The sequence below is a fragment of the Maribacter sp. 4G9 genome, assembly GCF_002742265.1.
Taxonomy (GTDB): Bacteria; Bacteroidota; Bacteroidia; order Flavobacteriales; family Flavobacteriaceae; genus Maribacter.
Genome location: NZ_MDGL01000164.1, coordinates 1 through 21,834, shown reverse-complemented (window position 1 = coordinate 21,834; position 21,834 = coordinate 1). Strand labels below are relative to the sequence as shown.

The 21,834-nt window shown below is 42.0% G+C and carries 24 protein-coding genes; 5 read left to right on the top strand and 19 right to left on the bottom strand.

Features of this window, described 5'->3' with window-relative positions:
- Nucleotides 1-30 precede the first annotated feature (30 nt).
- From BFP75_RS17070 to BFP75_RS17060, 3 genes are read right to left on the bottom strand one after another with little or no spacing between them, the layout of a single operon-like run.
- On the bottom strand, nucleotides 31-321 hold the full coding sequence (locus BFP75_RS17070) for a hypothetical protein (RefSeq protein WP_099546560.1): 291 nt from the start codon (nucleotides 319-321) through the stop codon (nucleotides 31-33).
- Nucleotides 322-332: 11 nt separating this feature from the next.
- Nucleotides 333-1,382: a relaxase/mobilization nuclease domain-containing protein gene (locus BFP75_RS17065; protein WP_099546559.1), complete on the bottom strand. Its 1,050-nt coding sequence runs from the start codon at nucleotides 1,380-1,382 to the stop codon at nucleotides 333-335.
- Complete coding sequence (locus tag BFP75_RS17060) at nucleotides 1,372-1,719, bottom strand: plasmid mobilization protein (protein WP_099546558.1); 348 nt, start codon at nucleotides 1,717-1,719, stop codon at nucleotides 1,372-1,374. Before BFP75_RS17060 ends, BFP75_RS17065 begins: the two co-directional genes overlap by 11 nt.
- 1,602 nt (nucleotides 1,720-3,321) lie before the next feature.
- Between BFP75_RS17060 and BFP75_RS22570 the strand changes: the two genes are divergently transcribed.
- Entirely contained in the window at nucleotides 3,322-3,540 is a 219-nt protein-coding gene (locus BFP75_RS22570; protein WP_262497620.1) for an aminotransferase class III-fold pyridoxal phosphate-dependent enzyme, read from the top strand.
- A gap of 28 nt (nucleotides 3,541-3,568) precedes the next feature.
- Complete coding sequence (gene bioA / locus BFP75_RS17045; protein ID WP_262497619.1) at nucleotides 3,569-4,603, top strand: adenosylmethionine--8-amino-7-oxononanoate transaminase; 1,035 nt, start codon at nucleotides 3,569-3,571, stop codon at nucleotides 4,601-4,603.
- 70 nt (nucleotides 4,604-4,673) lie between these two features.
- Here the strand turns inward: bioA and BFP75_RS17040 are convergent, their stop codons facing one another.
- Nucleotides 4,674-5,006 carry a winged helix-turn-helix transcriptional regulator gene (locus BFP75_RS17040; protein WP_206073565.1) on the bottom strand — a complete coding sequence of 111 codons (333 nt, stop codon included), beginning with the start codon at nucleotides 5,004-5,006 and terminating at the stop codon, nucleotides 4,674-4,676.
- A gap of 143 nt (nucleotides 5,007-5,149) precedes the next feature.
- Here BFP75_RS17040 and BFP75_RS17035 point away from each other — a divergent pair, with 143 nt between their 5' ends.
- Together BFP75_RS17035 and BFP75_RS17030 are read left to right on the top strand one after the other, a co-directional pair.
- Nucleotides 5,150-6,013 (top strand): SDR family oxidoreductase, encoded by an 864-nt coding sequence (locus BFP75_RS17035; RefSeq protein ID WP_099546554.1) that lies wholly within the window; start codon nucleotides 5,150-5,152, stop codon nucleotides 6,011-6,013.
- Between the two features lie 49 nt (nucleotides 6,014-6,062).
- Complete coding sequence (locus BFP75_RS17030) at nucleotides 6,063-6,449, top strand: DoxX family membrane protein (RefSeq protein ID WP_099546553.1); 387 nt, start codon at nucleotides 6,063-6,065, stop codon at nucleotides 6,447-6,449.
- 306 nt (nucleotides 6,450-6,755) lie between these two features.
- On the opposite strand, the gene BFP75_RS17025 is transcribed toward BFP75_RS17030, so the two are convergent.
- From BFP75_RS17025 to pcaH, 8 genes are all read right to left on the bottom strand, one after another.
- On the bottom strand, nucleotides 6,756-7,619 hold the full coding sequence (locus BFP75_RS17025) for a lysophospholipid acyltransferase family protein (RefSeq protein WP_165776625.1): 864 nt from the start codon (nucleotides 7,617-7,619) through the stop codon (nucleotides 6,756-6,758).
- Nucleotides 7,620-8,006: 387 nt separating this feature from the next.
- Nucleotides 8,007-9,215 carry an acetyl-CoA C-acyltransferase gene (locus BFP75_RS17015; RefSeq protein ID WP_099546550.1) on the bottom strand — a complete coding sequence of 403 codons (1,209 nt, stop codon included), beginning with the start codon at nucleotides 9,213-9,215 and terminating at the stop codon, nucleotides 8,007-8,009.
- A 29-nt stretch (nucleotides 9,216-9,244) separates the two neighbouring features.
- Entirely contained in the window at nucleotides 9,245-10,588 is a 1,344-nt protein-coding gene (locus BFP75_RS17010) for a 3-oxoacid CoA-transferase (RefSeq protein ID WP_099546549.1), read from the bottom strand.
- A 6-nt stretch (nucleotides 10,589-10,594) separates the two neighbouring features.
- Nucleotides 10,595-11,788, bottom strand: a complete 1,194-nt coding sequence (locus BFP75_RS17005) for a 4-hydroxybenzoate 3-monooxygenase (protein ID WP_206073564.1) — start codon at nucleotides 11,786-11,788, stop codon at nucleotides 10,595-10,597.
- A gap of 9 nt (nucleotides 11,789-11,797) precedes the next feature.
- On the bottom strand, nucleotides 11,798-12,925 hold the full coding sequence (gene pcaD / locus BFP75_RS17000; protein ID WP_099546548.1) for a 3-oxoadipate enol-lactonase: 1,128 nt from the start codon (nucleotides 12,923-12,925) through the stop codon (nucleotides 11,798-11,800).
- Nucleotides 12,909-14,228 carry a 3-carboxy-cis,cis-muconate cycloisomerase gene (pcaB, locus tag BFP75_RS16995; RefSeq protein WP_099546547.1) on the bottom strand — a complete coding sequence of 440 codons (1,320 nt, stop codon included), beginning with the start codon at nucleotides 14,226-14,228 and terminating at the stop codon, nucleotides 12,909-12,911. Before pcaB ends, pcaD begins: the two co-directional genes overlap by 17 nt.
- Before the next feature lie 17 nt (nucleotides 14,229-14,245).
- The gene (gene pcaG / locus BFP75_RS16990) at nucleotides 14,246-14,770 is read right to left on the bottom strand and encodes a protocatechuate 3,4-dioxygenase subunit alpha (RefSeq protein WP_099546546.1); all 525 of its coding nucleotides are present in this window, start codon (nucleotides 14,768-14,770) and stop codon (nucleotides 14,246-14,248) included.
- A gap of 19 nt (nucleotides 14,771-14,789) precedes the next feature.
- Nucleotides 14,790-15,497 (bottom strand): protocatechuate 3,4-dioxygenase subunit beta, encoded by a 708-nt coding sequence (gene pcaH / locus BFP75_RS16985; RefSeq protein ID WP_099546545.1) that lies wholly within the window; start codon nucleotides 15,495-15,497, stop codon nucleotides 14,790-14,792.
- A 181-nt stretch (nucleotides 15,498-15,678) separates the two neighbouring features.
- On the opposite strand from pcaH, the gene BFP75_RS16980 reads away from it, so the two are divergent.
- Nucleotides 15,679-16,545 (top strand): helix-turn-helix domain-containing protein, encoded by an 867-nt coding sequence (locus tag BFP75_RS16980; protein ID WP_206073563.1) that lies wholly within the window; start codon nucleotides 15,679-15,681, stop codon nucleotides 16,543-16,545.
- Between the two features lie 14 nt (nucleotides 16,546-16,559).
- Here the strand turns inward: BFP75_RS16980 and BFP75_RS16975 are convergent, their stop codons facing one another.
- The 7 genes from BFP75_RS16975 to BFP75_RS16945 all read right to left on the bottom strand — a co-directional run.
- Nucleotides 16,560-17,771: an NAD(P)/FAD-dependent oxidoreductase gene (locus BFP75_RS16975; protein ID WP_099546544.1), complete on the bottom strand. Its 1,212-nt coding sequence runs from the start codon at nucleotides 17,769-17,771 to the stop codon at nucleotides 16,560-16,562.
- 1 nt (nucleotide 17,772) lies between these two features.
- Nucleotides 17,773-18,093: a 2Fe-2S iron-sulfur cluster-binding protein gene (locus tag BFP75_RS16970; RefSeq protein ID WP_099546543.1), complete on the bottom strand. Its 321-nt coding sequence runs from the start codon at nucleotides 18,091-18,093 to the stop codon at nucleotides 17,773-17,775.
- A gap of 20 nt (nucleotides 18,094-18,113) precedes the next feature.
- Nucleotides 18,114-18,848 carry an SDR family NAD(P)-dependent oxidoreductase gene (locus BFP75_RS16965; protein WP_099546542.1) on the bottom strand — a complete coding sequence of 245 codons (735 nt, stop codon included), beginning with the start codon at nucleotides 18,846-18,848 and terminating at the stop codon, nucleotides 18,114-18,116.
- Nucleotides 18,845-19,459: an HD domain-containing protein gene (locus tag BFP75_RS16960; RefSeq protein ID WP_099546541.1), complete on the bottom strand. Its 615-nt coding sequence runs from the start codon at nucleotides 19,457-19,459 to the stop codon at nucleotides 18,845-18,847. Before BFP75_RS16960 ends, BFP75_RS16965 begins: the two co-directional genes overlap by 4 nt.
- The gene (locus BFP75_RS16955) at nucleotides 19,459-20,886 is read right to left on the bottom strand and encodes an aldehyde dehydrogenase family protein (protein ID WP_099546540.1); all 1,428 of its coding nucleotides are present in this window, start codon (nucleotides 20,884-20,886) and stop codon (nucleotides 19,459-19,461) included. Before BFP75_RS16955 ends, BFP75_RS16960 begins: the two co-directional genes overlap by 1 nt.
- Nucleotides 20,887-20,891: 5 nt before the next feature.
- On the bottom strand, nucleotides 20,892-21,479 hold the full coding sequence (locus BFP75_RS16950) for an HD domain-containing protein (RefSeq protein ID WP_099546539.1): 588 nt from the start codon (nucleotides 21,477-21,479) through the stop codon (nucleotides 20,892-20,894).
- Nucleotides 21,480-21,533: 54 nt separating this feature from the next.
- The coding region (locus BFP75_RS16945) for a PEP-utilizing enzyme (RefSeq protein WP_240531820.1) at nucleotides 21,534-21,834 on the bottom strand (301 nt) is incomplete at its 5' end.

Genomic DNA, 21,834 nt, shown 5'->3' with positions numbered 1-21,834 from the left:
TTGTTTTATTCCATACTTATGAGTTGTCGGTCAACAACTTTTGGTTTTTGCGACAGGATAGATCTTTTTTCTAAAGATCCTGTTCACACAGACGACCCTGCCATTACTCTGTTTGATTTCCAGATTTTGAAAATCATGTTGTTTCAACATATCGATGATACGCTCCCCTGTGTCCAATCGTTCCAGACCTTCAATGGCATCGACCTCCCCGTTCTTGATGATCACTTTGATGGACAGGAACCTTTTGCTGCGTACCATCTCCAATACCTGGATCTCGGAGGGGGTCAGTCCGAATGATTGTTGTTCATTAATGCTTTTCATACACCTGAATTTTACAAATTCAACCCTTTCCTTTTTTTCTTTCTTTTGGACTTTTTCTTATTAATATCATCTTTGAGTTCCAGTTTGAAAGGATTCCACTCCGCTTCATCCAATAAAGGCTCGACTACTCCATTTCCTTTAATTTCTCCCACATGACCTTTTGATTGTTGAGCAGGATCTTCAGTGCCTTTTGCAGTCCCATTATTTCTTGGTTCAACCTTGACTGTTCCATCATCGTTTCCTTCGCCAATTTTATCAGTTCCTCGTTCTTTTCCATTAGCTGATAGTATAACTGAACGGTCTCTGTCTTGCCCATAATCGATTTGTTTTATGATACTGTTCCATGAAAAATTTTTGCCAAGGGTACTGCCTTTATATACTATACCCTGATAGTTGAACGATATGCCCGAGACCCTGCCCGTGGTCTTGCTTATATTGAACCTGGACGAAATACCGTTCGATTCGAGCATTGAAATAAATTCGGACGTATTCGATGCTCTTGAGATTGCCAAACCAATTTTATCCTGTAAGATAAGTTTGATGGGCAGATTTCCAGTCCTAAGGGTTTTCTCGATTTCCTTTTGGCTAAGTGACTTTTTGGTTCCGTTCTTTAACAGAATTTGGGTCAGTCCATATTTCCTTTCCAGATCATTGAGCACTTCCCGGCTTCTTCTTTTGATGTTACTATCATTTGTTATCCTACCCGAATACCTGACCCTGTTGGCCACTATATGGATATGTTCGTGTTCTGTGTCGGTATGGCGGTACATAATGAACTGGTTGTTATCGAAACCCATTTTCATCAGATAGTCGCATCCCAATGAAGCGAATTCTTTATCGTCCAATTGGTCAGAGTACGGCAGGTTCAAGGAAACATGAAGGACCGCATTGCCAAGTCCCGGACGCAATTGCCTGATCAGATTGAATTCCTGTGTCATGTTTACCGCTGTGGATTGTCCGATATTGGAATCGATCACATACCCGACCCCTTCTTCCACCTTCTTTTCATTGTAGGCCAGAACTCCGTAAAAATCCTTTCCTATGGTTATCTTACCTATCATGGTTGGTGATATTTGATTTGAGCTGTTGCAACAACATTTTTACCTCCTCCAATTGTTTGGTGATACTGAACTCATCACGGATACCTGAGTTCGAGACCCTGGCAAGTTGGTTCAGGTTGTTTCCCACCCGGCTCAGTTCGACAAAAAGTTCCCGGTCCAATGGATCTACCTTTTTGGTCGGCAGGGATTTTCCCGTACATTTCCTTCGGATATATTCGGCTGTGGACAATCCGACTACCTCTGCATTATTTGCAATGATCATGTATTCACTTTGTGAAACTCTGAAGGCGATGACGATCGTCCTTTGTTTTGATATGTCCTTTTTAGGTCTTGCCATTTTCTATGGTTTTGGTATTGTTCAAAAGGTCATTTGTAAACGAAGTGCGCAGTTTTTGTTTACAAAAACACAACTTGCTTCGTGACCTCCGATCAACTATATCACAAACCTATAATGTATGGATTGTTTGTCAGGGCTTTGACGTACATAGGATTTTGTACGCCAAATCATTGAAGGGTCTTTTCAGAAGGAAAACCAAAAATTGCACTGAGCTTGAACCAAGGATTTCCATGGAAAGGGAGAAAAATGGTCAATGGTTACCTAATCGCATAGTTCTTGGTATATTTGGTCCATTGAGGCCAGATTTAAATTTTAAATCTACCAAAAGAGCAGATATCTTTGGTATGAACCTATAATAAAAAATCAATCTCTTCTTTGGATAATGGGCACTGACCAAACCATTTTGAACGGGCTTAAAGCTTGATTGTACAATTAATGAGATCCAGCTGATAGATTGCGATTTTTGAGCCTTGCCCCAGTTTGTTTTGCCCAAACCGATTTTGGATTAAAAGTGTAAGTAGGAAGCACCCATTCCCTAAAAATATCGTTGTACTTGAACTGCTATCGCGTATTTTGTTCTAGTGTATATTCATTTTCCATTACAGATATATTTATCCATATGATCATTTGAATGTATAAATGTATGATCGTATAATTGTATGGGGTTGTCTCGTCCTGAAAAAAGTTGCCGTTCAAAGCGGTTGATACTTAAACAAGTTTGCACATTTTTTAATAATCCTAGGCCAGGTTTACACCCACTGTTGCTTTTGTGATATGTAGGATTTTGTTCCGTCATCATGTTTATGTCATTCAGAAAGAAGATATACAGATCCATCGAAGAGCTTCAGAACGACCTGGACCATTGGATTGAATGGTACAGACACTGGAAAACTCTGTTACGGAAAGACCCCATTGTAGACTTTCGAGGATTCCATACTTTTAGCAAAAGAAAAGCTCATCGGTCACAATGAGTTTAAAGGTTCTTTTCAAGTGGCTAGTACAATTAAAATCAATCATTTCAATATCTTCCTTAAAAAACCTCGAACCTGTTCATTTTGAGGATGCTTATCTATGTGATGGGGGAATCTTAAACAATTTTCTGCAAATTCAATTAAAGGTAGATGTGATAAAATTATTGGGATAAATGTTTACTCTCCCCTTTCTTCTTCCTCCCTTTCCACAAAGGGCACCCAAAGGGTGCCAAATTCCAAAACAAAATCGTTGGTCAACCGTAACCATCCCAATTACTGTTGCATTTGCTTATACCGGTTTTGGTTATGCTCAGGTTCCTTGCCACGGGAAAATGCCTGAAATCGCACAGCGGTTTTCTTTTTGATACTGATGGCCAAAAACGATATTTATGAAAGGTATCCACTTTTTTTACTGTAAAAATCCTGCTTGTCACAATATGGAACATTGTTGTCGAGCAATTGAGTTAGTGCTTTAAGCTCACTTTCGGCACCTTTGACTTCAACAATTTTTCGCCCGAGACTACTCAATTCAATTCCCGTCGTTATAATCCTTAATTATATCTTTGTCAGCTAAAAGCAGTAAAATTCGAATTACTGAATAAGATTAATTGGACAATTAAAGCTGTTCTACATGGATATTGAAACCTTACTTGCGTACGATAAAGAACATATCTGGCATCCCTATTCTTCAATGAATGACCCCCTACCGGTCTATCCAGTAAAAGAAGCAAAAGGTTCCATGATTATATTACAGGATGAGAAAGTATTGGTTGATGGAATGTCTCCATGGTGGGCGGTAATCCATGGATATAATCATCCTAAGCTTAACTCGGCAATTCTTTACAGTTAAAAAAATAGCCCATGTAATGTTTGGTGGTTTGACACACGAACCTGCTGTATCATTGACAAGGAAACTGGTTGATTTAACCCCAAAAGGACTGGAAAAAGTATTCTTCTGTGATTCAGGGTCGGTGGTATCCGTTGAAGTTGCGCTAAAAATGGCATTACAATATTGGCATGCCCTGAAACGTCCAAATAAAAATCAATTTGCCTCAATAAAATCAGGGTATCATGGGGATACATGGAACGCAATGTCCGTATCAGATCCCGTAACAGGCATGCATAAAATGTTCCATGGTAATTTACCCATACACTACTTTGCCGATAAGCCTAAAATTAGGTTCGGGGAAAAGTGGAATGAAAAGGATGCTGTTCCACTTATAGATATTCTTGAAAAACACCATAATACATTGGCGGCCGTTATTTTAGAACCTATAGTACAAGGAGCCGGAGGGATGTGGTTTTATTCACCCAATTACCTAAAAGCCATAAGAAAGGCTTGTACGAAATATGATATCTTGTTGATTTGTGATGAAATTGCCACTGGTTTTGGAAGGACAGGCAAACTATTTGCTTGCGATCATGCCAATGTTTCTCCTGACATTTTATGCTTGGGCAAAGCGATAACAGGTGGCTATATGAGCTTTGCCGCAACAATGACCACCAGAGAAATTTCTAAAATCATCTCTCAGGACGAAACAGGAGTTTTCATGCACGGTCCAACATTTATGGGAAATCCACTGGCATGTGCCGTAGCGAACGCAAGCATTGACCTACTAATTTCCACCAATTGGAAGGAGAAAGTTTTTCAAATACAAGAACAGCTGAAGCTACAACTTTCACCCTGCCTTGAATTAAGGCAAGTGAAAGATGTTAGGGTATTAGGGGCAATTGGTGTGGTTGAACTATATCACCCTATAGATTTGGCCAGTATTCAAAAACGATTTGTGCAAGAGGGGGTTTGGGTTCGACCTTTTGGAAAATTAGTTTATGTCATGCCACCTTATATTATATCCAGTTCTGAACTCTCTCAGTTAACAACAGCTATTTATACTGTACTAAAAAACTTATGATCCGAGGATTAACTTGAAATTACAGGGAAATTTGTTGTAATGGGGTGATACCGATTTACAACCAAAAAAATTAATCCTCTTTTATAGTAGCACTTCTATGATTAAGGCCCCAATCTATAATTGAATCAATAACTTTTGACAATCGCTTTCCCGATTCCGTAAGTTCATATTCAATCAAAACAGGCTTACTGGGTTGTACAATCCTCTTTACCACGCCATTCAACTCTAATTCCCTCAATTCTTTGGATAGCATACGAGGTGTTATTTTCTCTATGACTTCCTGTAAATCCTTGAACCGCATTTTATTCTGAAGTAGTGAAGCAATAATTACAATTTTCCATTTTCCACCAATTACATTTAAAGTGTCATTTACGGCAAGTACAAAGCTTTTAGGGCAATTCATAACGGATTTTGTTTTTATTAATTCATTCATTTTATTTAGTCATAACTATACAAAAGTATAGTGATATTTTTTAGTAACATACTACTTTTAGTATATCGAAGGTAGTATTTTTACATTTATTATAACTAATACATTTTAAAAATATGATACTAATAACTGGAGCGTCAGGACATTTAGGAAGTACAACTATTGATTTTCTAATTCAAAAAGGGTTTCCACCTAACAAGATTTCGGCATTAGTACGAACTATTGAAAAAGGTAAGACCCTAAAAGAAAAAGGTATTGATGTTAAAATTGGAAATTATAACGATACTGATTCTCTTTCTGAAGCATTAAAAGGGGTTGATAAGTTATTGTTAATTTCAGGTCTTGAACAAGACCGTTTGCAACAACATAAAAATGTCATAGATGCTGCCAAAGAAAATGGAGTAAAACATATTTTTTATACTGGTGTGGCATTAACCGATGTTACACGTTCTGCAATTAAATTCTTTCTGGATGATCATTTTCTTACAGAAGATTATATTAAAAACAATGGTTTTAAATATACACTACTACGAAATTCGCTATACAGTGATGCTTTGCCAATGTTTACAGGAGAAAAAACCGTTGAAACCGGCATATTCCTGCCTACTGGTAACGGAAAAGTTCCATTTGTATATCGCAAGGATTTGGCAGAAGCAACAGCCCTTGTGCTTTCTCAAGAAGGACACGAGAACAAAACATATAATTTTACCAGTGGTCAATTATATTCTTTTCAAGATGTTGCACGCATTTTAACCGAACTTTCTGGTAAAGAGGTTGTATACAACGATGTTAATACGACAGAATTCCAAAATATGCTAAAAGAATTGGGGCTTCCAGAAGATGCCATAGTTATGACGTTAGGTTTTTCAGCTGACTTTAAAAATCATTTGTATGAAATAGAATCCAATGATTTGGAAACGATATTAGGAAGAAAGCCAACTGCTCTTAAACCTGCATTGAAAACTAATTACAAATTTTAACAATAAAGATTAAAAAAATATTTATTTTCAAAAAAATAACTACTTAATTATGAAAAACAAAATTCTTACAGGCTTATGTATCTTATTTGGATTAATGATGGTTAATTCAGGTTTGAATAAATTCTTCAATTATATGCCAATGCCTGAAATGTCTGAAGAAACGATACAAATTATGGGTGCATTCATGACAATTAAATGGATATTTCCATTAGTTGCAATCGCAGAAATTTTTGGAGGCATATTAATAGCCGTACCTAAAACAAGAGCTTTGGGAGCAATAGTTATTCTTCCAGTAATGGTGGGAATAGTTGTACATCATCTGGTTCACGATATGTCAACTATCGGAATAGTACTGGTATTGTTGGCAATTAATATTTGGGCAATTGTTGCTAATTGGAATAAGTATTTACCGCTTTTAAAAAGTCAACAGGAATAAACTAATCCCGACTTGGATAGATCTCGTACTTCTGGGCCATTCATTTGGCAGGATTATGCCGCTTTTTCTAGTCTTCTAGGACAACCTTGGTTTTGAACTTCGGGGTTTGCATCGTAATCGGTGTTGTATTAATTCTGCTTTTTTTAACGAAATTGTTGCGCAATAGACAATGGGACAAACATGGCAATCAGTGCTGCGACATCAGGGGAATCCCCCCAGATAAAAAGTACAATGATGAATAAGGGTCAGGATTATTAATAGTTCGGGCGTTAAGAAGTTTGATTTTTTTGATTATATCCCATCAAATTAACTATTCAACTTCCACCTTCGATGGCTCCATAGCCACATTTCAGGGGAATCCTGTATAGTCTTTTCCAATCGTTCAGCATATTTTTCGACAATATTGGCGCCATCTTCTTTTGGATTGTCTTCAATCAGATCAAAAAAGAGTTCGTAACGACCCCTTCCCATTTTTTGAAAATGAGGGAAAATTACAACTTGGTCTGTTTTTTTGGCAATCTTGTCCGCTCCCACCAAAAACGCTGTTGGTCGATTTAGGAATTTTTGCCAATATTTAGAACTTTTTTTGGTCGGACTCTGATCGCCGATTATGCAGTTCATCATCTGGATTTTTTCCGATTTCAGTTTAACAATGGTTTTGTAGCCCATTCTTTCTTCTACCAAATGTACCCCGAATCGTTGACGGATGATTTTTAGCAGATCGTTGAAATATTTGTTCTTTTGCGGTCGATAAAAGGTGTTCGAACGGTATGGGAAGTATAGCGGAATAAAGATGAGCCATTCCCAATTGCCCTGATGTGCTGTGTATAGCAAAATATCTCTATGGTTGGAAAGGTATTTTTCTAGTAGTCCTGGATTTCTGATTCGCAATCTTTTTTTAACCTCTTCGGGAGTGATTGTAAGACTTTTGATTACCTCAAAAAGAAGATCGCAGAAATGGTGGTAGAATTTTTTTTCGATTTCTTTGATTTCCCTTCTGCTTTTATAAGGAAATGACTTTTTGATATTGTCCTGCACAACATTCTTCCGATAACCTAAAATATGATATACCAAAACGTAAAGCATATCCGAAAAAGAATAGAGCAACGACATTGGCAGTATTGAAACAGCGTAAAAAGGCAGGTATTTTATGAGGTGTTTACAGGTCATAATTTTAAGATAAGACATAAATCAGATTCTATCCTCGTTTGTTGGACGATGAAATTATGAAAGATATTAATAAGTTCAAGTTTCCTAAAAAGTAGAAAATGAGTTTGTGATTTTTGAGTATTTATCAGTGTGTTTTCGGTTAATGTTAAATTCAATCTGATGGCCTTCAATAAAGTTTCTTTCATATGAATTAGTGGCAGAATTTCACGTCAAATTCTATACTACTGTAAACCCACGATAAATATTCTAAAATTTGTGGCTGGTCACCTTTTTAGGCTTTTCTTAAATTTTAGACTTTCATTAAGCAAAATTAGCTTATATCCTTTACAATTCTTAAGCAAGAACATGTATTTGAATTCATTTCAAATCATGTTGTTTTTTTAATTATCAAATCCTTTTCAAGATAATGGCATATCCCATTCCAACCCCCACACACATGGTGACCAAGGCATATTTCTTTTGTTGTTTTTGCAGCTCTATTGCTGCCGAATAGGTAATTCTGGTCCCGGACATGCCCAAAGGGTGCCCAAGGGCAATAGCCCCTCCGTTAATGTTTATCCTGGGGTCATCATCATTTAACCCCCACACTCTTATACAGGCTAAGCTTTGAGCTGAAAATGCCTCGTTGAGCTCAATGACATCTATTTGATCAAGAGTGAGACCTGCTTTGTCCAAAACTTTTTTTGTTGCATACACAGGTCCAATCCCCATTACCCTTGGTTCCACTCCCACAACTGAAGATGCCACTACTCTGGCTAAGGGTTTTAACCCATACATTTCAACAGCTTTTCCGGATGCCACGAATATGGCTCCCGCCCCATCGTTCAGTCCCGAGGCATTCCCAGCCGTAACGGTTCCATTTATCTTAAAGGCCGGACGCAATTTAGAGAGTCCCTTAAGCGTCGTTTCGGGTCTAATGAATTCATCCTTGTCAAAAATGATGGAATCCTTTTTTCGCTGTGGTATCTCCACAGGCATAATTTCCTCGCTTAATCGCCCATTCTTTTGGGCGGAAACGGCCTTCATCTGGGATCTGTATGCAAAAAGGTCCTGGTCCCCTCTGGATATATCGTACATTTCGGCCAGGTTCTCCGCTGTGATCCCCATGGGATCCGTCCCGTACATCCGCTCCATCTTGGGGTTCTCGAACCGCCACCCAAAACTGGAATCGTACATCTTGGAATCGTTCCCATAGGCACTGGAAGGCTTGGAGACCACCAACGGCCCCCGGGTCATGTGCTCCACGCCCCCGGAGATAAAGATGTCCCCGTCACCGGCCTTGATGGCCCTGACAGCGTGCACGATGCTGGACATCCCGGAGGAACATAACCTATTGATTGTTTCCCCAGGAACGGTATACGGGAGCCCGGCCAACAAAAGGGCCATACGGGCCACGTTACGATTGTCCTCCCCTGCCTGGTTGTGACAGCCCAAAATGACATCATCAATCTTTTCTTTGGGTATTTCAGGGTTTCTCTCCACTAGTTCCTTAATGACCATGGCTGCAAGGTCGTCCGTGCGGACGGGCGACAATGTGCCCCTGAAACTCCCTATCGGGGTCCTGATTCCATCTATGATATATGCTTCTTCTTTCATTGTTGTCTTTTGAATATTCGTAAATTGAACTATTTCAATCTCACCTCAAAATTTGCACTTGTTTTTTCTTTGACCTCCTCCAGAGTGGCAGTCGGCATGAGCTCTGTGAGGGTAAGTTTTTCGTCGATGAACTCGAACACGGCCTTTTCCGTAATCACCATATCCACAGAGCCCTTTGTGGTCAGCGGCAGGGTGCACCCAGGCACCACCTTGGGCGAACCATCCCTGTTGGTATGGGTCATGGTGATGATGAGCCTTTTGGCCCCAGAGGCCAGGTCCATGGCGCCGCCCACGCCTAACAACGGCTTTCCAGGTACGGCCCAGTTGGCCAAATTCCCTCCTTCATCCACCTGCAATCCTCCCATCACCGCCACATCGATATGTTTTCCCCGGATCATGCCAAAAGATTCGGCACTGTCAAAATAACTACTGCCCGGTAAGGCGGTTACCGGAATTTTACCTGCATTTACAGGATAGTCCAGTGCCCCACCATCTTTGGGGACCGGGCCAACCCCGAGCATCCCGTTTTCGGTATGTAGGTTGATGTCATCTTCAGGTCGAATCAAATCGGCGACCAATGTGGGAATACCTATTCCCAGGTTCACCACATCTCCCTTCTTCAATTCCCGGAGCGCCCTTTTGGCCATGTTCATTCGACTTTCACTTACCTTACGACCCGAAGAAACGGAAGCCGAACTCCCCAAATCCTCAAGTGTCAGTTTTGCCTCCACTAAATAATCCACATAACAACCGGGGGTATGAATCTGGTTCGGGTCCAACGCCCCAACCTCCACGATCTCCTCCACTTCGGCGATGACCAGATCGGCAGCGGTGGCCATGGCCCTGTTGAAATTCTGTTCGGTCATGCGGTATTGCAGGTTTCCGGCCGTATCGGCCTTCCAGGCGCGGACAAAGGCCACGTTCCCGCGGATGCCGGGGATGAAGACCTGTTCCACACCGTCCAATGTTCTTGTCTCGCGGCCCTCGGCCAACAGCGTCCCTGCCGAAGTGGGCGTGAAAAAGCCCCCTATCCCGGCTCCCCCGGCGCGGATGGCCTCCGCCAAGGTCCCCTGGGGCAGCAGCTCATATTCCACATCACCTGATTGTGCGGCCTTTACCGCTTCAGGATTGGAGGTGAAAAAGGAACCGATCATTTTCTTGATCTGCCCATTGCGGAGCAATCTGCCCCCTCCAATACCAGGTTCACCAACATTGTTCCCTATAAAGGTGAGATCTTTTGTCCCCGTCTCGGCCAAGGCATGCATAAGGTGTACGGGGTTACCTGTCATCCCGAAACCGCCCTGCAACAGAACATCGCCGCTTTTCACCAATTGGACAGCTTCATCAAGGGTTATCTGTGGTGTGTATTTCATAAAGACTTAAAATTCATACGATTCAAACGGAAGGCCTACGTAGTTTTCCGCAATGGTGGTCTTGTAAGCTTTTGACATTTTAAGATAGTTAAACTTAGCCTTTTGCAATTTATACGTAAATGATCCATGCTCGTCCTGTTTATGTAAAAGTGTGGTCATAAAATTGGAGAAATCCTGAGCGCGCCAAATCCTACGTAGAGCCAACTCTGTGTAGTTCTCCAAAAACTCGGTGGAATTGTTTTTGTAGTATCCCACAAATCCATCTACAAGATGTTTTACGTCTGCCACAGCCAAATTCAATCCTTTTCCCCCAGTTGGGGGAACAATATGTGCCGCATCTCCTGCCAAGAACAACCTCCCAGCACGCAAATTGTCAATCATGTGACTACGCATGGGTGTGATACTTTTATCAAAAATAGGACCTGATTCCAATGACCAACCTTCGGTACCCAACCTAAGGCTTAATTCTTCCCAAATACGGTCATCCGACCAATTATCAATATGGTCGCCATCATTTACTTGCAGGTACAGACGGCTTACTTTTTCCGATCTTAAACTGTGCAATGCAAATCCGTTTTCGTGGTAGGCGTAGATCAACTCATCCGTTGAAGGGGCCACATGGGCCAGAATACCCAACCAACCAAAAGGGTATGTAATATCGTAAGAACGATAACTATCCTGGGGCATCGTTTTTCTGCCGATTCCATGGAAACCATCACAGGCTGCCACAAAATCACATTCGATAATCCCTTCTTCACCTTCATCGGTAAAGTGAATTTTAGGTGAATCCGTATCAAAATCAGTAATCTTATGTGCCCCTGCTTCAAAATACAATTGTTCACCTGCTTCCAACCAATCGTCAGTAAGATCCTTTACCACTTCTTGCTGGCCATAAATGGTAATCTGTCGTCCTCCGGTCAATTCAGCAAAGGGAACATGAACCCGCTCTTGATCAAAGCTCAGGTACACTCCGTCATGGACAATGCCTTCTTTCTGCATACGCCCGCCCAATCCTAATTGGTTAATGATGTCCACGGTATTTTGTTCCAGTAATCCGGCACGTACACGGCCTTCTACATATTCACGACTGCGCAATTCTATGATCACCGATGAAATTCCCTGCTGCTTTAGCCAATGTGCCAAAGTTAATCCAGCAGGACCGGCACCTATGATTCCTACTTGTGTTTTGATAATTTTCATGTGCTTTTGTTATATGATGTTTAGATTTTCCAAAACTTCCTGTGCTATATGATAGGCTTCGTTAGCCGCAGGAAATCCACAATAAATGGCCGATTGCAGAATCAATTCCTTGATCTCATCAGGAGTGACTCCATTGTTGATGGCCGCCCTTACATGCATTTTAAATTCCGGTGTTCGGTTGAGGGCAATCATCATGGAAAGGGTAATCAGACTACGTTGGTGTTTGGATAAACCCGGTCGCGTCCAAACCATGCCCCAAGGCACATTGGCCACCAATTCCTGAAAGGCCTCATTAAAGTCGTTGATGTTTCTTTGTGCACGGTCAACATGTTCACTCCCCAAGACCGTTCTGCGTACATGCATGCCTTGGTCAAAAGTCTGTGTCCCTACCAAAAAAGCAATCAATTCTTGTGCAAAGGCTTCTGGAAGTTCTGTACTGGCCAAATGACGGGCATGAAAAATCTTCACTTGTACTTCTGGAATTTCATCTGCCATAAAATGGGCATGTTCCGGTGTGGTCACAGGGTCTTCATCTCCGGTAATGACCAATGTTTTTAAGGGTATTTTTTTTATCAAATCCCTAAAATCTGCTTTACCGATCGCTGAACAACAGTTGGCATATCCGGTAACATTATTTTCCAAAACCATGGTTCTGGCCCAGTTTTCTTTTTCGGGATGTTTTTTTCGATAGGCATCGGTGAACCAGACGTTCATGGTGCTATCCGCCAAGGCGGCCATACCGTTTTCCGTAATGTTTTTGATGCGTTCGTTCCAACGGTCTGCCTCTCCGATTTTAGCCGCTGTATTGCTCAGAATCAGATGGGTAAATCGTTCTGGGGCATTGATACCAAGCCATTGTCCAATAAGCCCACCCATGGAAAGACCACAAAAGACCGCTTTTTCAATATGGAGATCATCCATCAATTGGAGCACATCCTTTCCCAGTTCTTCAATGGTATAAGGATCAGGGCCAATTTCACTGCTTCCATGTCCCCTGGTATCATATTGAAGTATTCTAAAATACGGCAGCAGATAAGGAACCAACCCGTCCCACATGGCCATGGTACTTCCCAACGAATTGGAAAATATCAAAACCGGACTGTTGGGTGTTCCTGAAAGTTTATAATTGGTTTTCATACTGTGCAATGATTGAATCAATAAGTGTGATGCTCTGTCCTATGGAATTTTTTGGATTGAAATAGGTACCCATATCATCCAATGCCACGGACTGTTCCAACAGGACTTCCTTAAGGTGTTTGTGTTCCCGAATGGCAATTTCACAGGCTTTTTCCACCAACTCATGGGCTTGTATTTTACCCATTGTTTGGGATAGTGCCAATGAAATGTTCTCCGCATAGATCAATCCATTGGTGGTTTCCAGATTGTGCAACATTCTTTCTTTGTCCACCTCTAGTCCAGAGAGCAACTCGATGGCCTTTTCCACGGTTCCTGCCGTCAACGCCATAATTTGGGTCAATACTTCCCATTCCGCATGCCACAATCCAGCGGAGCGCTCATGTTCCTGAACCATACTGGAGAGCATTGTGGCAGTTAAATTGGGGGTCCTGGTAGCATTGGCCAACATTACCGCACATATCACCGGATTACGTTTATGGGGCATGGTACTGGATCCGCCCCTTCCTTCGGCAGCAGGTTCAAAGACCTCCCCGATTTCGGTTTGCATCAATAATGAAATATCCTTGGCGATCTTTCCAAGACTTCCGGACAAAATGGACAGTGCTGACGCCCATTCCGAAAAATTATCCCGATTGGATTGCCACGTGAACGAATCTTTCAGACCCAATAAGTCCGCAAAGGCTAGTTTTACTTTAGGGGTGATACGGTCATTTCCGCTTCCCACTGCACCGCCCAATTGAATCGTCAACACCCGTTGTTTTGTTTGCAGGATGCGTTCATCACTTCTGTCAACGGCTTCCAACCATCCCGCGGTTTTCAATCCAAAAGTGATAGGTTTGGCCTGCTGTAATAAGGTCCTTCCCATCATCAACGTATCTCGGTGGGCCTTGGTGAGCTCCAATAAAATAGTTTTCAATTGTTGGGTCTTTCCCTGTAACCATTCCAGATATTCCTTGATGAGCAATACGGTTGCCGTATCGATAATATCTTGGCTCGTTGCCCCGTAATGAACATATTTTGAGGCTTCAAAATCATTGTTTTTGACAATCCGAACCAATTGTTTCACCAATGGAATGGCTGCATTCCCCCCTAAATGGACATCACTTTTCAACCGCTCCAAGTCAATATAATCCACATTGCAACATTCCCCTATCACTTTTGCAGCTTCTTGGGGAATAATACCAGAATCCGCTTGGGCTTGCGCCAATATCTCCTCTACTTTAAGTAGTTTTGAAATTTGATTGTGGTTTGAAAACAAGGAATTGATTTCCTTGGAATAAAATATCTCACTGTACAGGCTCATATTTTTATGAAATTGATCTATACATCGAAAAATACGGTTTCTTGCTCACCTTGCATATGGATATCAAATCGATATTGATTTCCATTTTTAGCAGCTATAAGTGTACCTCTCCGTTCTTCTGGCACTGCGTTGAGGGCAATATCGCTTGAATTTAAACTCGTTTCATCCGAGAAATACATACGCGTGAACGAATGGATCAATTGGCCACGCATATACACAATGAAAGTCAAATAAGGTGCTTGGCCATCCACACTTTTTGGTTTGATCGTCGTAAAAACAAAGCGATTTTCCGGGTCGGTTCCTGTTCCAAAGCGTCCGAACAGGGCATGCTCCCCATCGTTTTGCCATAACTCTATCATGGCATCACGAATAGGGTTTCCTTCCCCATCCAGCACTTGGCCAACAATGGTTATAGCATCGAGTGTTGTAAGGGGGTCCACTAAGTTACCGTCCACATATGAGGGAAAATCATATTTATATTGATCCGGGGTGAGTCCATACGCAAAATATGGCCCAACGGTTTGCGAAGGTGTCTGCTTCATGTTGTTCTTTTTAGTAGTATTATAAATTTTCAAAAGGTGTGGCCGAATGCCCCCTCAGCACAATATCGAACCGATAACCCAAAGCAAAACTGGGTTCTGTGAGTTCTAAATCAAATTTACCTATGAGCAAATCACGCCCTTTGGGCGGAACACCCAAGTAAATGGGGTCATGTTGCAATAATGGATCGCCGGGAAAATACATCTGGGTCACCAATCTACTGGTGATATCTCCCCCGAACAGTGAAAAATGGATATGGTTGGGACGCCATGCATTGTAATGGTTTCCCCAAGGATAAGCACCTGGTTTCACCGTATAAAACTTATAGTTGCCCTCAGCATCGGTCAAACATCTTCCCGTTCCCAAAAAATTGGGGTCGAGGGGAGCATTGTGTTGATCCACTTTATGGACATACCTACCAGCCGAATTGGCCTGCCAAACTTCAATAAGGGTGTGTGGAATAGGATTCCCGTTCCGGTCCATTACTTTACCGTGGACCACGATGCGTTCTCCCAACGGTTCACCATTTTTACGACCATTCATGGTTAGGTCATTATCAAATTCCCTCATGGCCATATCACCAAAAACGGGTCCCGTGTATTCGGAAAGTGAAGGCTTCAACAGCACCAAGGGTTTGGTAGGTGCCCTCAAAATGGTCGACTTATAGTCTGGGTATAATCGAGGCGGATGTACCTCCATGTCTGTTTTGTTGAGAATTAAATCTGCCATTTTTATGTGCTTTTATCTATCCTAAAAGTACTTATTTGACTTCCCACATTCTTGCATAAATCCAAATATTATTTGTACATATAAAACATTTTTAAACATATATATTATCTTATATACTTATAATTAAAGAATTAATCAGTATTTTTATATAAAATAACTTGTATAAAAAAAACGTTTGTTGATGCCCAAACTTTTAAACTATAAAGGGTTGTACGGCGATCATTATACGACCATACTACCCGACTTTTTTCATTGTGAGCTCTTATCGGTTCGTAGTGCAGTATACAATTGGGAAATAAAAAAGCATTTGCATACCGATTTGATTCAAGTCTTTATCATTGAATCTGGAAAAGGGGTTTTACTTTTAGAGGAATCTGAACTTCCTTTTGAAGGTCCCGGGGCCATTATAGTTCCCGCCCATACCTTACATGGGTTCAATTTTGAGGCAGAAATCGTGGGAGATGTGGTCACCTTCTCAGAAACCTTCATAGAACAAGCTTTTAAAAGTGCTCCTCATATTTTGTTCAAGATAACCCAGTTGAACTTCTACCCATTGGACACAGAATCCAAAAATTTTGAAGATGTCCTGTTCTTGAAAAAGCGAATAGTGGAAGAGCTTTTGGACATACATCAAGAGAAATTGGTGCTCCAACCGCTCTTTCAACTTTTCTGCATCTCCCTTTATAAGATTGCCCAGCAACGGGAAGACCACAAATTGGAAGTAAAAAACAGGGCTTTAAAATATTTCCGGGCCTATCAAAAAAAGATACGCCAGAACAATACCGAACATAAAGGTGTGGCCCAATATGCCAAAGAACTGAACATAACATCCGTTCATTTAAACCGAATTTGCCAAAGTGTCGTGCAAAAAACCGCTTTGGAAGTCATTCATGAACACTGGATCGGTGAGGCAAAAAAATACTTGCTCAATACCCAATATTCCATATCCGAGATATCTTATTTTTTAAATTTCAAAGATCCTGCCTATTTCACCCGATTGTTCAAAAAATACGTCGGTGTTTCCCCTAGGGATTTTAAAAAGGGATGATTTTTGGAGCCATATCAGCTCACGGAAACAAGCTCCTTCAATGACAAAGAAAGGTCCCTGATTTCTTCTTTGGCCGGATGGATTCCAAGCTCCAGAAGCTTTCGTGCATTTAAATGGTCTGCGGGTTTGTTCAAAGAATCAACTCCAATCAATTTACCTTCCTTATAATAATAAATGGAAAATTTGCCCGAAGCCGTATCTCCACGGACCACGTAATCATCATAGCCCAAAGAAATTCCCGCCATTTGGAGCTTCAAATGGTATTGGAACGTCCAAAACCAAGGTACCGCATTGTACGGAACAGCTTTTCCCAAAATATGGGCAGCGGCTGTTTTAGCTTGATCCACTGCATTTTGAACGGATTCCAATCTCAAATTTTTCTTGGCAAATGGGTTGTAGTGATTGGCCACATCCCCGATAGCATAGATGTTTGGGATACTGGTCTGCTGAAGTTCATTCACCACAATACCGTTTTCGCAGATAATGCCCGCTTCCTTGGCTAGTTGTGTTTCTGGGATTACCCCTATTCCCGCCAAAATCAAATCTGATGGCAAGGCCTCACCTGTTGAAAGCACGACATCCCCATTATCCTGAATACCATTGACACAGGCTCCCAAATATACCTTAGCCCCTTTTTGTATATGGGTTTCATAAAAAACCTTGGAAATGACCTCTGGCAAAACGCGTTCCATCAATCGGCTTTGGGCTTCTATAACAGTAACTTTTTTTCCTTTTTCTACGGCAAGGGCAGCAAGTTCCAGTCCAATAAAACCACCGCCCACGATCACCACATTATTGGCAGATTCTAACTGTTGTCCAATCCACTTGGCATCGGACAAAGTCCTTAGATAATATACATTTTTGGGTTCCTTGCCATCAAAACGCAATTTTCTGTTGGCAGCCCCTGTGGCCAAAATCAAATAGGTAAAATCTATTTTTTCCCCATTTACGGTGGAAATATAGTTTTCTTTTGGGTTGATTGAGGCTATTGTAACCCCAAGTCTTAAATCGATGGCATTGGAAACATAATATTGCTCTGAACGGAATAAAATGGAAACCTCGGTTTGCTTCCCTTGTAAAAACCCTTTGGAAAGTGGGGGTTTTTGATAAGGCAATTCCTTTTCTTCGGAAATGAGTACAATTTCCCCTTCAAAACCTTCATCACGAAGTGATGCCGCTACTTGAACGCCTCCATGTCCGGCCCCAATGACCACTACCTTTTTCATACTATTGCTCTTCTGGTACCCTTACCATTATTCCATCCAACTCGTTGCTCATTCTTACTTGACAGCTCAATCTACTGTTGGATTTTACCTCTGCTGTGGCACCTTCCAGCATTTCTTGCTCTTCCTCCTCCATGGTGGGCAACTTATCCAAAAATTTTTCATCCACATAGATGTGGCAAGTGGCGCACATGCATGATCCGCCACATTCGGCCACAATTCCTTTAACGTCGTTTTGAATGGCACCCTCCATGATGGTCGCCCCCAAAGGCAATTCAATGTTGTGGGATGTTCCGTTCGTTTCAATGTAAGTTATGCTTGGCATATTTTTCTTTTTTATAATGGTTAAATAAATTGTTTTCCTCCGTCCACAACAATGGTCTGTCCGGTTACAAAATCTGAACCCGAAGAGGCCAAGTACAGGGCTGTGCCCACAATATCCTCTGCGGATGATGGCCTTTTGATGGCCCCACGGTTAACCCCATATTGTTGGGCATTTTCCATAAGGTCCAAACTGGCCTGGGTAAGGGTAAAGCCGGGAGCAATTGCATTCACGTTGATGTTGTAATCTCCCAATTCCTTGGCAATGCTCCTTGTAAATCCTATCACCGCTCCTTTTGATGCCACATAATGGGACCAATTGGGCGAACCGCTCATGAACGTGGCAGAGGCTACATTTACGATTTTCCCGGCCTTTTTTTCCATCATGACCGGTACCACTGATTTGCAGACCATCCAGAGTCCCTTAACATTCACATTCATGACCAGATCCCACTCTTTTTCAGATATTTCGTAAAAAGGTTTGCGTTCCAATCCGGCATAGACCGCGGCATTGTTCACCAAAACATCAATACCTCCCCATGTATCCAAAATGGTCTGGGTCATTTGCTTAAGGGATTCCGCATTGGTAATATCCACCTCAACCGCTATGGCATTTGTAAGGGCATTGGCCGTAGCTTTTGCTCCTTCTATATTTTTATCGCATACCGCAACTTTGGCCCCTGCATTTGAAAAAGCTTCCGCAAAAGCTTTACCTAATCCTCCGGCCGCTCCGGTAACCACAACAATCTTATCTTTCATTCTATTGTGTTTGTTTCATAGTTTATATACTTTGGAAGTGCTTCATGGGCCCTAATGAAATCCATAAAGCCATGTGCCATCACCTTACTTTCTGGGAGCAACAGGTGCATGATGGAATTTCCCATGATAATATCGATGACTTTCATGGGTTCCACATCATACCATTTACAAACAATTTTGTTGGCATGCGGTGTAAACCGCCAGAGTTTATCGGCGTCCTTTACTATGGCATCGTTGATGTTTTTGGCTTCCAAAGTACTGTCGTGCCCATCTATGATATCCGCTATTTGGTCTATCACAGCTTGGTCATAGCCCAACTTGGCCAACTCTCTTTGTGCCAGTTTTGCTCCTTCTTTTTCATGTTGAATAAGTAGTTCAGGATATTTCTTTTTGTACCCGAATGACTCCATTAATTTATCTTGTGGTACTGATTTCCAACCGGTATCGTGTAATAAAATAGCTGTAAGCACTACATCTGGATTGGCCTCTGGATATTTCTCCAGCAGGTTTTTGGCCAAATGATATGATACAACGGTGTGTTCATCATTATTGCGCACATCTAAATGTGGCCTAGCTATTTTCCATATTTTTTCGTCCTCTTCGCGCAGCATCAGTAACTGAAATAAATAGTTTTTAACTCGGTAAACGATTCAATACCGTATCGGCCTTTTTCACGGCCAATACCGCTTTGTTTCACCCCTCCGAAGGGCACATCGTGATAGGAACGTTGAATATTATTGATCCAAACAGATCCTGCTTCCAGTTCTTCGGCTATGCGCAACCCCCGGCCCAGCTCTCCAGCAAAAACATAGGCCGCCAATCCATATTCAGAATCATTGGCCAATGTGATGGCTTCATCAATGGTCTTAAACGACATGATTCCTGCTACCGGGCCAAAGGTCTCTTCTTTCATCACTTCCATGTCGTGATCTACATCAGCAATAATCGTCGGTGGAAAAAACCATCCTTTGTTATATGCATCTTCCACCAAACGGGCACCTCCAATCTTAACTTTGGCACCTTTTGAAAGGGCATCCCGAGTCTGATCTTCACTGGTCTGATAGATTTTCTGGTTGATCATCGGTCCCATATCGCTATCCCCAAAAGGATCGCCCACCTTGAGTTTTGAAGTATGTTCCGTGAGTTTTTCCACTACTTCCGAATAAATCGCCTCTTGGACATAGACCCGGCTGACGCGATAACAAAACTGACCGCTATTGGCAAAAGTGTGTTTCACAATGGCCGGGATGGCCACATCCAAATCGGCATCTTCACATACAATGACCGGCGATTGCCCCCCAAGTTCCAAAGTGACCCGTTTATTGTGCTGGGCGGCCAACATACCTATGCGCTTTCCCGTGGAAGTTCCCCCCGTAAAGGCAATTTTTGCTGTATGCGGATGGGTTACCAAAGCGTCTCCAATATCCCTCCCACGGCCTGTTATCACATTAAAGACACCCTCTGGGTACCCTGCTTGTGAAAATAACTCTGCTATTTTTAAAGTGGATAGTGGCGTATCATCCGAAGGCTTTGCCACAATGGTGCAACCCACAATTAGAGCAGCCCCCAATTTCATGGTCAAAAGAGCAATGGGATAATTGAACGAGGTTATGGAAACCACAACCCCAATGGGATCCCGCACAACCATGGCTTTTTCCCCTTTAATGTTATGCAATGGCACCTCACCTTTCAATCGAAGACCTTCTTCGGCATAATAATCCGTTAGATCTGCCCCACGGTTGATTTCCCTGACACAGGCTGCCAAAGGCCGGCCTAGTTCCTTGGCCAGGATTGTTCCAATTTCTTCCGCATGGTCACGCATGAGTTGGGCCGCTTTGTGCTGTAATTTGGCACGCTCTGCCGTAGGCACTTTTTTCCATTGTTTAAAGGCTTTATATGCCGAGTCCATGATTGCCTCAACATCCTCCTTATTGCTACGTGCCATGGTTTCTATGACATCTCCCGTAACAGGATTGATGACATCTCCATATTCACCTGAAAGGGGCGCAGTCCATTTTCCGTTGATAAAATTTTCCATAGTATTTAGAGAATATCAGCACATAAGGCGGTTTTGGTCTCTTCTAAGTCTGCCATGGCCATTTCTTTAGATTCCGGAAGATCCAACAGAGGAATGATATCGGTCTCCAAACGGGCACAATATTGGCTTGGGGTCTGTTTGAACCAATCGCTGGCCACGCTGACCCCTGTAAGGGTAAATCGCCAGAGCTTATCGGCATCACGGACAATTTTGTCTTCGAGTGACCTCGCTTCATCCCTTGTATCATGACCATCAATGATATAGCATACTTTTTCAATGAATTCATCTGCGTACCCTAATTTTTTGAGCACTTCGGTGCCAAGTTTGACACCTTCAGATTCATGAAGATAACGCACGTCGCTTTTCATGAAGTTTTTGCTTTGAAACCCCTTCTTGAAGATATCTTCCTCATCAATGGAATACCATCCAATATCATGTAATATGATGGCTGCTCCCACTACATCCCTGTCAGCTTCCGGATAGTTGTCCGCAAGCTTCATTGCATAGCTATAGGATATGGGAATGTGTACATCATTCTTGCGCGTACGCATATATTTTTCCGCACTTTTTAAAATAGTACCGTGTTCTATCATTGTTATTTTTTGTTCTACAATTTCACAGGCAATCCCTGTTTATTTTCTTCTTTTTTAGGCTTCTTCCAAAATTTTCACCTTTCCCGTGGAACCATCCACCATAATATAATCCCCTGTTTTTATAGCGGTACTGGCAGAACCTGTTCCTGTAACAGCGGGCAATCCGTATTCACGGCAAATAATGGCTGCGTGGGACATCATTCCCCCAATATCCGTAACGGTTGCCTTTATTTTTCCAAAAACAGGGCCCCAACTTGGTGCAGTTACCCTTGTAATCAGAATTTCACCGGGTTGCAATTCGTTTAAACGTTCTGGATCGAATATCACCCTTGCTCTGCCTTCTACTTTACCTGGT